Source organism: Exiguobacterium sp. s63, from assembly GCF_018617335.1.
GTDB lineage: Bacteria > Bacillota > Bacilli > Exiguobacteriales > Exiguobacteriaceae > Exiguobacterium.
On sequence record NZ_JACSKB010000001.1, the window covers coordinates 268,970 to 281,373 of the forward strand.

Below are 12,404 nucleotides of genomic sequence, written 5' to 3' on the forward strand. Positions count from 1 at the left end.
TTACATAGTTCACTACTCAAAGCATACCGAAGTTTTACGCAATTTTCAATTTAAAATCATTACTATGTAAGTTTACCATATAAGTTTCTAGATTAGAATTATTTCAATCTAGACAATTGCCACCATTGAATCGCCATAATCGTCTTCGCATCGGTGATGACACCTCTGTTCAGCAAATCGACCGCCTCGTCAAAAGAATATCGCTTCACGTTTAAAAATTCATCTTCATCGAGGTTCATCTCGCCGGCAGATAATCCTCTCGCGACAAACACATCGACTCGCTCACTGCAAAAACCTGGGGCTCCGTAGAAAGAGAAAATCTTCTCGAGCGACTCTGCCGTATATCCCGTCTCTTCAGCTAACTCACGTTCAGCACTCGATACCGGTTCTTCGCCTTTTTCAAGTTTGCCTGCTGGGATTTCAAGCGACATCGATTCAAACGCTTTTCGGTACTGCTCCACCATGACAATCTTGTCCGATTCATCAATGACGAGCACAGCAACCGCTCCGTTATGGTAGACAAGTTCACGTACCGATGTGTTTCCATTCGGAAGGGAAACGACATGCTTTTCCACATCGAAGATTTTTCCTTGATAGATAACTTCCCGCTCAATCGTTTTTTCTTCCATATGATTACCCCTCACTTTTCGATATACTCTGATTATGAGTCAAACCAACATTTCGAACAAGGAGGAATCTATATGAGTGAACTCGGACTCGGAACGATGACGATTTTGAAACATGGAGAGGTTGAGGCGAAGAAGATCCTAGAGACAGCCGTTCAATCTGGGATTCGCCATATCGATACAGCAGACGTCTATGCGCGACAAGCTGTCGAGCGTATCATCGGTGAAACGTTAGGTCAGGAACGAAAACAGCTCTTTTTGGCGAGTAAAGGCGGGAATGAATTGACTGAGGACGGGATGCGTTGGAATCCTGATCCGTCCTATTTAGAGGAAGCGTTACACGGATCGCTTGAGCGATTGCAGACCGAATATCTGGATTTGTATTATATTCACGGCGGTACGCTCGAGGACGACCTCGATGCAACGATTGAATGGGCGAAAACACAAAAACGTGAAGGTCTCATCCGACAAATCGGACTTTCGTCGATTCGACCGAACGTCATCAAACATTGGGCCGCTTCCGGAGCTCTCGATGTGCTTATGACGCCGTATTCGCTTCTTGATCGACGACCAGAGACGCTTGACGTTTCAATTCCTATTGTTGGTCGAGGTGTTCTTGCCAAAGGACTATTAACGGATGAATGGGAGAAGCGTCTCGGGGATAAAGGATTTGAGGCGTGGTCGAACGACAAACTCTCAAGTGAGCTCACGATGATGCCTCAGCCAATTCAAGCCTACGCGCTCGCTGCCGCGAAACGGTTCTGTGACGTCGTCTTACCGGGTACATCTTCTGTCACTCAGTTAAATGAAACGATTCGAGCGTTTGAGAGTGAAGTGGATGAAGAAGCGCTAGACCGACTACTTGCCCGTCTGCCCATCCATCCATATACAAAACACGTGACCTGAACGGTTTCAGGTCACGTGTTTTTCATTACGCGCTTTAATCTGTTCGATTGCCCAGTCTGCCCATCCGGCATAGTTTTCCATCATCCGAATCGCATACTCACTCGTCAATAAATAACCGAGCGTATCTTCATCCGATTGATGTTCTTCTTGAAACATCCGAATTTGTTGCGCAACTTGTTCGTGATGGGCTTTTGTCTCTTCAATATATCGGACCGCTTCTTCGACCGGAAGCAATTGAAGCAAACTGACTCGCAATAGGTTCTCATCTTTCATTTTTGGTTGAAACGTTGTCGGTTGACGTAGCCAGTTGATCAACTCCTCACGTCCTTGGTCCGTGATCGAGTAGATTTTCTTATCTGGCAACTCCTGTTGCGAAATATGCTCCGCTGAGACGAGGTCATCTTCTTCCATCTTTAACAGTTCCCGATAAATCTGTGTATGATGTGCGTTCCAAAAATGAATCATCTGCGCCTTGAACGTTGCGTTCAGGGCATACCCGGTCGCAGGCTGATGGGTCAATAACCCGAGCAATGCGTGACGTAACGCCATATCCATCACCTTTTCCTTATCATGCTATTTTTATAAGTGTATCACATTCTTCTGTGGATTTATGAATGCCAATCTGTTGACGACTCGTGTAAAACCCGACAAAATAGATAGAAGAAAGGAGAGTTGTCTATGCAACCGATTCATTCATCACAACAATTTGACGAAGCCACAAAAGATCATGGAATGGTGGTCTTCACTACATCATGGTGCCCAGACTGCAAACGTCTCGACATGTATGTCGACGAGCTCGTCAAGGACTATCCACAATTTAACTGGCATGTCGTCGACCGCGACGAACTCCCAGATTTATCGGATGCTCAAGAAGTTCGCGGCATCCCTTCACTTCTTTACTATAAAGACGGGGTAAAACAAGAACACCTCCACTCGGCAAACGCCAAGACGGAGATGCAAATTCGTTCATTCCTCGATACGATTCAAGCATAACCTGATTCCTGCAGACCAATCGGCTGCAGGAATTTTTTAATGATAATGACGTACATACCGTGAGTCAATGAATCGCTTCATGTAGTATGGAAGTCGTCCATGCCACGTGAGCTGTCCAAATGTCAGCATGGCACGACCTGGTGTCGTCAGTAATATATTCATCGATTGACGTCTTCGAAATGGTTGACTCGTCTCACCGAGTAACCGCTTGGCGACATAGCGTCCCGACCTGACAGCATCGACACCACCATTTAAGCAGGATGCCATATCCCCAGTTACATAAATATTTGTAAACTGATGATGACGTAAATATTCATCCGTTTCAATAAAACGGTCAGGTTTTGTCAGCCCAGATTCAGCCCACCATGCTACGGGAACAACGCCCGTCGCATCTAACAAGAGGCCCTCTGATCCATCCTCTTGAAACTGTTGCTTCACGACCATAATGCCTGATTTGACTAAAAGACGTTCGATTTGATTCTGTCTATGGAGTGGCACGTCTGGCAAAATTGTTTTCGCATAAAGCGTCACGTCTTTCGTCCTTGCACACGTGAACGCCAATTCCACGCCGGCCTTGCCCCCACCGACGATTGTCACTACTGGACTCGAATCGATGTGGTCAAGTAAAGCTTGTGACATCGGTTTGAGCGGCGTCCCAATCCCTCGGCTTTTTGCACCAGTGGCCAGCACGAGTTGGTCGTAGTGAAACAATCCCCGTTCCGTTTGTATGGTCTGTTGACGGGGATCAATTGATAGCACGCGTTCTGCGACCGGTTCAAGTTGGGGCAGTTGCACTGTTGCGGAATTCATGAGTTTGGCAATCACTTGAGGAAACGCACCGGTATACACCGTCTGGTTCCCTCCAATGAATTGAACGTCGTAATGCTCTCGAATCTCCTCTAAACGATCAAGAATTTCAAGCTGACCATGACCGAGTCCTACCAACACCAATCGTGGTTTCATCGCAAAATTCTCCGTGCTTCGATGAATCGTTGCGTGATTGTCATCACTTCAAGTACTAAAAAGATGAGGGCAATCCCGCCAACCCAGTTCGGGAAGAGAATCATCATTGTGAACAAGATGAAACACTCAGTCCGTTCAATGATTCCAGGCTGATAATAAAATGTCTTCTCTGATCGCCTTGAACTACTCGCTCCGACAGCTAAAAATAATGTCATCGCAATGACAAACGAGGCAATCAAAACGAGAAAAATCGGCATATATTCCGGGTATCGGAGTGCGAGGGCAATCACGACCGATAATTCGACGAATCGGTCGAGGACGAGGTCGAGCACCGTTCCAAACCCAGTCGTTTTGGATTTACGTGCCATCGTCCCATCCAAGACATCAAATAAGCCGGATAGCCACAATAAGATGACGGCCGTCCAGTGCATGTCATTATAAATAAAGATTCCTGTCGAAACCCCTATGATTCCGCCTAAAATTGTTACTTCATTCGGTGTGAAGTTCCATTTGAGCAGTCGATTCGCCCCTCGTTCGATGACGGGTTGGACGTAACGACTCCCATACGTATCAAGCATGGTATTCCTCCTTTCGTTTCATTCGATACATCATTCCGATTTGGAACCATTCATGCGTCGGTAACATGACCGACCTTCCATCTTCAAAATGATATTCGCCGAAACACTGACCAAACCGATAAATCTTTTTCATCAGTTGCACCGGTTCACCAATCGTTTCGGATATTTCCACCTCGGACAATGGTCGAAGTTCGCCAGCAATCATGACAAAGTCCCCAAATCCAGGTTCAGAGTCATACAATTCCTCTACCGTTCCTGTCCGTGTCACTTTGCCAGCTTCAAGCAGTGTCACTCGATCTGCCATGAGCATCGCCTCTTCTCGGTCATGGGTGACCAATACTGCCGTTAGGTTGAGCTCTTTCACTAAGTCACGGATGAAGCGTTGCAAATCAAGTTTTAGTTTCGGGTCCAGGTTTGTGAACGGTTCATCCAATAACAGAAGTTCCGGTTCTGCCGCTAAAGCCCGGGCAAGACTCACGCGTTGCTGTTCGCCACCAGATAGTTCATGTATTTCAGCATCGTAACGGTCACCGAGGCGAACGACTTGTAACCAATGTTCTGCTTGTTTACGTGAACGCTTACGTGTCGCGAGTGTGACGTTCTCTCCTACCGTCAGATGTGGAAACAACAATGCAGTCTGCGATAGCATCGTCACGCGACGTTTATGAGCAGGAATGTTGTTTAAGGAGCGATGATTCCACCACACATCTCCTCCATCAGCCGTCTCGAGACCCGCGATGATTCGGAGAATCGTCGACTTCCCTGAGCCGCTCACCCCGACGATTGCGTGAATATCGTGAAGTGCGACCTCAAAATCAACATCATCTAGTATTTGCCTTGAACCAAATTGTTTACGTAAATCTACTACATTCAAACTCATTGCAAACGTCCTTTCAACATGCGCACCATCCACCGATTCCATCCGGAAAGTAGGAAATAGATGACTACGGGAAATAAAATGAGCATCCATGTGTTCGAGAGCGCGAGACTTCTATTATTTCCCGCATAAGATTGATACAATTCTGTCGTCACCGTCGGAATCAACCCTGCACCGATCAGCTGAATGAGTGCGAATTGACTGAGTAAAATGACGGTCGAGAATAATGCGATGGTACGCATCGTTCTCGAGAAGAGCGGATAGAGAACGTAGACGATCCGTCGACTCATGGGCAATAGTCGTGCCTGTTCTAAAAGTGGACGACCGATGACCGCCATTCCGTTATAAGCGAGACGGATTGAATATGGAATCGTCACGACGAGCAAGGCAAGCATGACGCCGACATATGTCCCAATCAGTCCAACTTCCGCTAAGATGAGGTAAAGTCCGAAGAGAGTGGCAAGCATCGGAATGAACAATGGTAAAAACACGAGCCATTCTAAGACATGTTTCCATCTTGATTCTGTCCATAAGAGCCACCAGGCAAACGTCGTCGCGAGCCACACATTGATCCCGGATAAAATGATCGTCAATCCAACCGTATGAACAATGGCCTCATTATTTTCGATTCCCATTGACGGGGCGATAAAAAAGAGACTGATAAACGGGAGTAACGTAAGACATAGGATGAATCCTTGACGAATCATCGCCTCACCCCCCGTTCAATCCGTCGTCTTAAGGATGCAGTCATTAAGTAAGACACGAATACACCGAATCCGACGAGACATGTCCAAATAAGGGCGACGGCATACGGTGCGGTCGCTTCCAAATAGAGCCCCGTTGAGAGTCGTTCGTATGCGAGGACCCCGAGTAATTTTGGATAAGTCACACCGAGCAGTGCCGGAACCTCATACGCAAATGAGATAAAAGCGACTAAAATCCAGGTCGAATCGAGCAACGGCTTAATCAAGAACGGGAATTCTGCATGTTTGAATTGTGCATAGGGAGAGAGTTGGAGCGTTTTCGACGTTTCAACGTAACCCCGATTCAATTGTTCATACGTCCCGAGCATCATCAAAAAGACGAACGGTATTTCTTTCCATATGTAGGTCAAAATGACCGTCACATAATCTCGCTCGTTCGCCTCGATCCCACCAAAGCCATTCGCCCCACTGAATAATAACCAAAACAAATACGCCGCAGCGATATGAGGAACGAACATCGGGATTTTCAAGATTGTCGATGTGAATCGCCATCTTTGTTTGACGACCGTTCGTGCAAGCCATGTCCCGAATACCAGCGATAACATGGTCGACACGCTAACGACATATAGCGTCGTGACGAAACTATCTCGCCACGTTTCGTCCGTCAACAGTGCTCCCCAATCCGTCCCGGTTGCCTCTATACCCAGAAATAAGAGCGCTGTAAGCGGGAAAAGTGACACAAGTATGGTCAATGCGACACTACTTCGCAACACGTGGCCACTCCTCGCGTACGGTATCAATCACGTTCGGTCCGTAATCTGGAATCGAACGTTCGAGTAACTGTTCTGAATTTGGATACGTCACGCCGTCTCCAAGCTCTTCGAAGGCGTTTTGGTCGTTGGCATCAAGTTTTGTCAAATCGAGTGATGTCCCATCTCCCCAATATTCAGGACCTTGTTTCACGAGCTGCGCTTCAGGCGACAACAGTTCTTGAATGAGGACGAGCGCCCCATCTGGATTTGGTGCATTGAAAGGGACTGCTAAGAAGTGTGTCGAGGCAATCGAGTGATCTAATACGAGTGCGCGTGTTTCTTTCGGGAAAATTCCGTTCACCACTTCCCCTTCGGCTCGACGTTCATTGAATCCCATCGTCATCCAAACATCCCCGGATGCATAGAGTTGATCGAGTTGTTCAAGCGTCTTTGGATACGTCTGTCCCTCTTTCCATAAGTTCGGGGACCACGTTTTTAAATCGTCCCAGAACGAATCTTCAATGGTCACATTTTGGTTCAACTCGTCACCATATCGTTCATATAAAAGATGGCGGACGAAAGCATTCCCCGTGAAATCTGTGACTTCAGGATACGTGAAACGACCTGGATTGTCTTCGGTCCAGCGACGTAATTCCTCAAACGATTTTGGAGGATTGTCTACTTTCGCTGCATCGTAATGTAAGATGAACTGTACATTCCCCCACGCGAGCTCCAAATCCTCTGTCGGGGTGCCGGCATCTGATTGTTGTGCCGTTTCGTTTAACAACGTGGCATTCGGGACACGTTCCATCAGTCCATTCCGAAGGAGTCCAGCTTCTTTCGCATTTCGGAAATTATCGCCATTGATCCAGACGACGTCGATTGTTCCGACTTGTCTGTCCGCTTTTTTATCGAGTGATAATTGTCGAATGAATTCGGCCGTATCCATTGCGACACGATTTAATTCGACATCGTAAGATTCCTCAAGCCGGGGTGCCACGTAGTCATCAATATAGCTGTTGATTCCCTCGTCCCCACCCCACATATATAGGTTGACGGTCGACCCTTCCGCTGACTCAGCCGCAGCTTCAAATGAGTCCGAAAACTCAACCACCTGTTCATTCCCACATGCTGCCACGAAAGTGAGCATGAACGTGGCGAACAATACTCTCCATTTCTTCATCGTTCTCCCCCTTTTACTTTTTCTCAAATCCCCGTTTTGCGAGCATTTCGAACATGGTTGGGCAGATTGCGTACACATTCGCCCCTACATTCATCCACCACGGGGCATTGATTTCGCGTTTGCGTGTAAAACTTCCTTTGACAATCGCATCGGCCAATCGTTTCGGATCGAGCATGATTCCTTTAACACTTTGCGCATATGTACCACTTTTGTCAGCCCGATCAAAAAACGGCGTGGCAATCGGTCCCGGATTGACCGTCATGACGTGAATGCCATGAGGCTTCAACTCGAGTCGGAGCGCGTTCGAGAACTGTAAAAGCGCCGCCTTCGACCCAGCATAAACGGCCGATTTCGGTGTTGGCACTTTCGCTGCTTGCGAACAGATGTTGACGATGACGCCATCATGCTCCATTACGCGAGCAACATCTCGCGATAACAGCATCGGCGCGATGGCATTCACACGCATCGTCTCTTCCATCACATCGGTCGACTGATCAATCACAAAATCAAATTCGGCCATTCCTGCATTATTGACCCAAACGTCAAACTTCCCAAATTGCTTGATCACATCATCGACAAGAGCATCCGCCTTCGTGACGTCTGCGCGCATCCATTCACCTTCACACGTGGACGCAATGGTTTTCAAACGTTCTTCATGTCTTCCAATGAGGATCACGCTACATCCTTTTTCATAAAAAGAATGCGCCAATGCGGCACCGAGCCCGCTTGACGCACCAGTAATGACTACCCGTTTCACGACATCACTTCTTTCTTTGTATAAATCCATTTATGGTCATTACGAACCCTTTCGATGTCACCACGTTCTTCGAGTAAACTGAGCCGTGCGAACACCTCACTGAAGACGAGTGGCATTCCACGTTTCATCTTTCTTCCATATAACTTCATCGACCAATCGAAGACACTGAGCCCGTCTTCCCATTCGGCAAGCAATTGTTCACTGCGCTCATACCGTTGGCGGATCCGGCTCTCAATTAGTTCCTCCGGATGATGAATCGGTTCACCATGGCCACTGACGACGAGCTTCAAATCGATCCCACGTAATTTTTTTAGCGAATCGATATAGAGGATGACCGGTGAAGCGAAGCCTTCGTCATCGTACGGCTGTTCAATGAGTGGGTTCGGTTCGACTTTGTCGATGAGATGGTCTCCGGCAATCAAGACTCCACCGGGTCCAATCAAGCCGAGTTGGTCACTCGCATGTCCAGGTAAATGAATCGTTTGCCACGCCCCGTCCGGTGTCAACGATTGCCCGTCATCAAACGTCATCGTGACAGTCGTCGGCCCAATCCAGCGTAATGCTTCCCGATAGTCCGGTAATTTTTCAACGAGATGCGCCGGTGCCCCGAACGAGACGGCCAGTTCATGTAAGAAGTGGTTGCCCCGCTTCAAGAAGTTTGGAGTTTGTTCTAAGTATCGAACGAGCTTCTCGTGCCCATACACCGGAATCGAGGCATCACGAAGTCGCCACGCCTGCCCCGCATGGTCAGCGTGATGATGCGTCAAAAATAAAAAGTCGATATCCGCCAATGAGAGTTCAAGCTCTTCAAGTTGCCGATTCAACGAGGTCCACGCCTCTTCCGTATCTGGTCCACAGTCGACCATGAAAAAGCGATTCATATGTTCAACGATATATACGTTCACGTTCCCCACTTCGAACGGTGTCGGGATATCGAGTCTTGCCAGTTGGCTAGAAATCCAGTCCGCCACGTCATCACCACCCCTTCTTCCTGTCTTTCTCCATTATACCTGTCTGAAAGACGCGTTTTCAATCAAACAAAAAAGAGGGGGATATCTCCCCCTCACGAATGGTGAATATTATAAGTTGATAACCGTCACTTTGTCGCGCGTCATTGTCTCGAGGCTACGCCCGATTCCTTGAACGCCGAGTCCCGACTGTTTGACACCGATGAACGGGAAGTGGTCTGGACCGCGTTCCGTGCGTCCGTTCACTTGGACCGTACCGACTTCTAACTTGTCCGCGACCGTGAAGGCGCTATTTACATTCTGTGTGAAGACACTTGCCTGGAGACCGAATTCCGATTCGTTCGTGAGTGTAATCATCTCGTCGAGTGATTTCACGCGGATAATCGGAAGGACTGGACCGAACGGTTCTTCCCATGCGACACGCATCTCTGTCGTCACGTGATCGAGTAACGTCGGATGTAGCAAGTTTCCTTCACGCTTATTGCCGTAAACGACCGTTGCCTTTTTGTTGACAGCATCGTCAATCAGACCTTGTACATAATCTGCCGTTTTTCCATCAACTAAAGGCACGATGAAGCTGTTCTCTTCAGGTGAACCGACTGAAAGTTTTTCAACACGTTCTTTTAACATACCGACGAGTTCATCCGCTTGATCTTCAAGGACGAAGACGCGTTTGATTGCCGTACAGCGTTGACCTGAATAGGAGTATGCCCCACTGATGATTTGATCAGCAGCTAACGTCATGTCTGCATCCTCTAATACGAGGGCAGGGTCTTTCCCACCGAGTTCGAGCACGACCGGTACCATCGACGCTTGTTGTGACAAGTGTTGACCCGTACCCGTTCCACCTGTGAACGTGATCATGTCGATTCCTGGGTGTGATGTCAAATAGTCACCGATGACCGAACCGCGACCTGTCACAAGGTTCAACAGACCTTTCGGTAGACCTGCATCATGAAGGGCTTCGACCATCTTGATGCCACTAATTGCACCTTGTGTCGCCGGTTTGAAGACGACCGCATTCCCGGTGACGAGAGCTGGCGCAATTTTCGCCGCTGCCAAGTTGACCGGATAATTGAACGGTGAAATCGCGAGGACGACACCGAGCGCTTCTTTTTTGATGATGGCCATCTTGTTTTTCGAACCACCAGGGAACGAATCACCTTGCATGAATCCACCATTGAAACGAATGCCTTCTTCTGCCGTGTAACGAATGATTTCTGCCGTACGGACGACTTCTTTCTTCGCGTCGTTCAAGTTTTTCCCGACTTCCTGCATGATGATTTGACCAATCTCATCTACACGTTCTTCGAGTTTTTCTGCCCATGCATACAACAGTTCAGCGCGCTTGTTGACCGGAAGCGCCGCCCATTCTTGTTGTGCACGTTTTGCGCCATGAATCGCTTCATCGACTTCGTCACGTGACATCGCTTGTACGCGACCTACGACTTCGTCTTTATATGGTGAAACGAGTTCAATCGTTTCGTTACTTGAAGATTCCTGCCATTGACCATTCAATAAATATGGATATGTGTTCATACTCATCATCTCTATCTGCCTCCTGAGTAAGCTGTAATATCTCGTTGCCAACCCCATTGTATGCAGATTTTTTTGCATTGGACAACTATAACGATTCGGTTTATGAGATGTAAACGGTTACTATGAAACTTTTTGTGAATTCTCATCAGACATACAGGTTTTTTTACTGTAGATTTGTCGATTGAAACCGATAGTAAAGAAGAGAGTATGTGAAACAGGAGGGACTTCCATTGAGCACTGATCATAATATTTTACTTGAAGCTGGAACAAACGAGCTTGAAATCGTGATTTTCCAAGCCGGACCGTTTCTATTTGGTATCAACGTCATGAAAGTACGCGAAATTATCACGATGCTTCCATTGACACCACTTCCGGGTACACCAGAAGCCATTATGGGGCTAATTGAGTTGCGTGGAGAGGTCATGACCGTCATCGATCTTCCGATGGTCATCAGTCACCCACGTGAAGTCGGTAGTGACGACCGCTTGATTGTCTGTGAGTTTAACGGTGAGAAATCGGTTCTTCGTGTCGACCAGGTGACCGAAATTAAACGTATCTCGTGGGAACAAATCGATACACCTTCTGATCTCGCACGTGGCGTACAAGGTATTACGAACGGTGTCGTCAAAACGGGTGATCAGATGATCATTTTGCTCGACTACGAGCGAATCGCGCTCGAGTTGTCACGTAAGGATATCATGGCACGTGAATCCGTGAAGCGCCTCGGTGCTCGCGAACGTTCGAACAAAAATATTTGGCTCGCCGAAGATTCAGAGATGCTACGCACACTGATTCTTGACACATTAGATGATGCCGGCTACTTCAACACGACAGTCTTCAACAATGGGAAAGAGGCACTCGATGCGTTTGAGAAAGACGGTGCCGAATGTGATTTACTCATCACCGATATTGAGATGCCACAGATGGATGGACTTCACTTGACGAAACGTCTACGTGAAATGGATCGTTATGCCAACCTTCCAATTATCATCTTCTCGTCTCTAATCTCAGACGATTTGAAACATAAAGGAGAGGCCGTCGGTGCGAACGCCCAAATCACGAAACCTGAAATCGGGATCCTCATTGCGACACTCGATGAATTTGTAGGTTAAAAAAAGTTTGCGACTTTTCCGTCGCAAACTTTTTTATGTGAACTGTTCGAAATGAGTGTTCCATTCGGTTAAAAAGCGCTTACTATGAGACTCGATCATTGCCAATGTTTCGTACGCACCATCTAAATGTGCATTTTCTCCCGCCACTTCAAGGTCATGGAAAAGAAGGGCTGTCTGATTGAGTCCAACTGAATAAGATGCCCCTTTCAATAAATGACCAATCTGCTCGACTTTAGCATAATCGTTCGACTCGACTGCAGCCTCTAGCTCAGGGTATTTCGCCTCAAATTGTTGAATGTATGTGGTTGCAATTTTATTTAAAAAATCCATGTTTCCATTTGCGATTTGGTGGAGCTCCGCTAACTTTTCTTCACTGAACAGAGCGTCTTCGGGCATTCTTGTCAATGTAACCCCTCCTCTATAAACGATCATCGAATCGTTCCCCT

The 12,404-nt window shown here is 47.4% G+C and carries 15 protein-coding genes; 3 read left to right on the forward strand and 12 right to left on the reverse strand.

Annotated features, from left to right (window positions below; genetic code table 11):
* Nucleotides 1–98: 98 nt before the first annotated feature.
* Nucleotides 99–629: an NUDIX domain-containing protein gene (locus KNO90_RS01405; protein ID WP_214740979.1), complete on the reverse strand. Its 531-nt coding sequence runs from the start codon at nucleotides 627–629 to the stop codon at nucleotides 99–101.
* Between the two features lie 72 nt (nucleotides 630–701).
* Here KNO90_RS01405 and KNO90_RS01410 point away from each other — a divergent pair, with 72 nt between their 5' ends.
* On the forward strand, nucleotides 702–1,532 hold the full coding sequence (locus tag KNO90_RS01410; protein WP_215112849.1) for an aldo/keto reductase: 831 nt from the start codon (nucleotides 702–704) through the stop codon (nucleotides 1,530–1,532).
* A gap of 6 nt (nucleotides 1,533–1,538) precedes the next feature.
* Here KNO90_RS01410 and KNO90_RS01415 read toward each other — a convergent pair whose 3' ends face one another.
* Nucleotides 1,539–2,081, reverse strand: a complete 543-nt coding sequence (locus KNO90_RS01415; protein ID WP_214692816.1) for a PadR family transcriptional regulator — start codon at nucleotides 2,079–2,081, stop codon at nucleotides 1,539–1,541.
* Nucleotides 2,082–2,210: 129 nt separating this feature from the next.
* Here KNO90_RS01415 and KNO90_RS01420 point away from each other — a divergent pair, with 129 nt between their 5' ends.
* Nucleotides 2,211–2,525 carry a thioredoxin family protein gene (locus KNO90_RS01420; protein ID WP_214740986.1) on the forward strand — a complete coding sequence of 105 codons (315 nt, stop codon included), beginning with the start codon at nucleotides 2,211–2,213 and terminating at the stop codon, nucleotides 2,523–2,525.
* A gap of 36 nt (nucleotides 2,526–2,561) precedes the next feature.
* Here the strand turns inward: KNO90_RS01420 and KNO90_RS01425 are convergent, their stop codons facing one another.
* From KNO90_RS01425 to KNO90_RS01465, 9 genes are all read right to left on the reverse strand, one after another.
* Nucleotides 2,562–3,488 (reverse strand): NAD(P)/FAD-dependent oxidoreductase, encoded by a 927-nt coding sequence (locus KNO90_RS01425; protein WP_215112850.1) that lies wholly within the window; start codon nucleotides 3,486–3,488, stop codon nucleotides 2,562–2,564.
* The gene (locus KNO90_RS01430) at nucleotides 3,485–4,066 is read right to left on the reverse strand and encodes a CDP-alcohol phosphatidyltransferase family protein (protein ID WP_215112851.1); all 582 of its coding nucleotides are present in this window, start codon (nucleotides 4,064–4,066) and stop codon (nucleotides 3,485–3,487) included. The genes KNO90_RS01425 and KNO90_RS01430 overlap by 4 nt, the downstream gene beginning before the upstream one ends.
* A complete protein-coding gene (locus KNO90_RS01435; RefSeq protein ID WP_215112852.1) occupies nucleotides 4,059–4,946 on the reverse strand; it encodes an ABC transporter ATP-binding protein in 888 nt (295 codons plus the stop codon). Before KNO90_RS01435 ends, KNO90_RS01430 begins: the two co-directional genes overlap by 8 nt.
* Nucleotides 4,943–5,650, reverse strand: coding sequence for an ABC transporter permease (locus KNO90_RS01440; protein WP_215112853.1), 708 nt, complete (start codon nucleotides 5,648–5,650; stop codon nucleotides 4,943–4,945). Before KNO90_RS01440 ends, KNO90_RS01435 begins: the two co-directional genes overlap by 4 nt.
* The gene (locus KNO90_RS01445; RefSeq protein WP_215112854.1) at nucleotides 5,647–6,420 is read right to left on the reverse strand and encodes an ABC transporter permease; all 774 of its coding nucleotides are present in this window, start codon (nucleotides 6,418–6,420) and stop codon (nucleotides 5,647–5,649) included. The genes KNO90_RS01440 and KNO90_RS01445 overlap by 4 nt, the downstream gene beginning before the upstream one ends.
* Complete coding sequence (locus tag KNO90_RS01450) at nucleotides 6,407–7,582, reverse strand: ABC transporter substrate-binding protein (RefSeq protein ID WP_215112855.1); 1,176 nt, start codon at nucleotides 7,580–7,582, stop codon at nucleotides 6,407–6,409. Before KNO90_RS01450 ends, KNO90_RS01445 begins: the two co-directional genes overlap by 14 nt.
* 13 nt (nucleotides 7,583–7,595) lie before the next feature.
* Nucleotides 7,596–8,339 carry an SDR family NAD(P)-dependent oxidoreductase gene (locus KNO90_RS01455; RefSeq protein WP_215112856.1) on the reverse strand — a complete coding sequence of 248 codons (744 nt, stop codon included), beginning with the start codon at nucleotides 8,337–8,339 and terminating at the stop codon, nucleotides 7,596–7,598.
* Nucleotides 8,336–9,310 carry an MBL fold metallo-hydrolase gene (locus KNO90_RS01460; protein ID WP_214741002.1) on the reverse strand — a complete coding sequence of 325 codons (975 nt, stop codon included), beginning with the start codon at nucleotides 9,308–9,310 and terminating at the stop codon, nucleotides 8,336–8,338. The genes KNO90_RS01455 and KNO90_RS01460 overlap by 4 nt, the downstream gene beginning before the upstream one ends.
* Nucleotides 9,311–9,418: 108 nt before the next feature.
* Nucleotides 9,419–10,855 carry an NADP-dependent glyceraldehyde-3-phosphate dehydrogenase gene (locus KNO90_RS01465; RefSeq protein ID WP_214741004.1) on the reverse strand — a complete coding sequence of 479 codons (1,437 nt, stop codon included), beginning with the start codon at nucleotides 10,853–10,855 and terminating at the stop codon, nucleotides 9,419–9,421.
* Nucleotides 10,856–11,076: 221 nt separating this feature from the next.
* Between KNO90_RS01465 and KNO90_RS01470 the strand changes: the two genes are divergently transcribed.
* Nucleotides 11,077–11,958: a chemotaxis protein CheV gene (locus KNO90_RS01470; protein WP_214741006.1), complete on the forward strand. Its 882-nt coding sequence runs from the start codon at nucleotides 11,077–11,079 to the stop codon at nucleotides 11,956–11,958.
* A gap of 33 nt (nucleotides 11,959–11,991) precedes the next feature.
* On the opposite strand, the gene KNO90_RS01475 is transcribed toward KNO90_RS01470, so the two are convergent.
* Complete coding sequence (locus KNO90_RS01475; protein ID WP_251127349.1) at nucleotides 11,992–12,354, reverse strand: Hpt domain-containing protein; 363 nt, start codon at nucleotides 12,352–12,354, stop codon at nucleotides 11,992–11,994.
* Nucleotides 12,355–12,404: the final 50 nt, after the last annotated feature.

Coding starts and splice junctions, on each gene's coding strand:
- KNO90_RS01465 (WP_214741004.1), bottom strand. CDS start 10,855: ATGATGAGTATGAACACATATCCATATTTATTGAATGGTCAATGGCAG.
- KNO90_RS01415 (WP_214692816.1), bottom strand. CDS start 2,081: ATGGCGTTACGTCACGCATTGCTCGGGTTATTGACCCATCAGCCTGCG.
- KNO90_RS01420 (WP_214740986.1), top strand. CDS start 2,211: ATGCAACCGATTCATTCATCACAACAATTTGACGAAGCCACAAAAGAT.
- KNO90_RS01435 (WP_215112852.1), bottom strand. CDS start 4,946: ATGAGTTTGAATGTAGTAGATTTACGTAAACAATTTGGTTCAAGGCAA.
- KNO90_RS01405 (WP_214740979.1), bottom strand. CDS start 629: ATGGAAGAAAAAACGATTGAGCGGGAAGTTATCTATCAAGGAAAAATC.
- KNO90_RS01450 (WP_215112855.1), bottom strand. CDS start 7,582: ATGAAGAAATGGAGAGTATTGTTCGCCACGTTCATGCTCACTTTCGTG.
- KNO90_RS01475 (WP_251127349.1), bottom strand. CDS start 12,354: ATGCCCGAAGACGCTCTGTTCAGTGAAGAAAAGTTAGCGGAGCTCCAC.
- KNO90_RS01430 (WP_215112851.1), bottom strand. CDS start 4,066: ATGCTTGATACGTATGGGAGTCGTTACGTCCAACCCGTCATCGAACGA.
- KNO90_RS01410 (WP_215112849.1), top strand. CDS start 702: ATGAGTGAACTCGGACTCGGAACGATGACGATTTTGAAACATGGAGAG.
- KNO90_RS01440 (WP_215112853.1), bottom strand. CDS start 5,650: ATGATTCGTCAAGGATTCATCCTATGTCTTACGTTACTCCCGTTTATC.
- KNO90_RS01425 (WP_215112850.1), bottom strand. CDS start 3,488: ATGAAACCACGATTGGTGTTGGTAGGACTCGGTCATGGTCAGCTTGAA.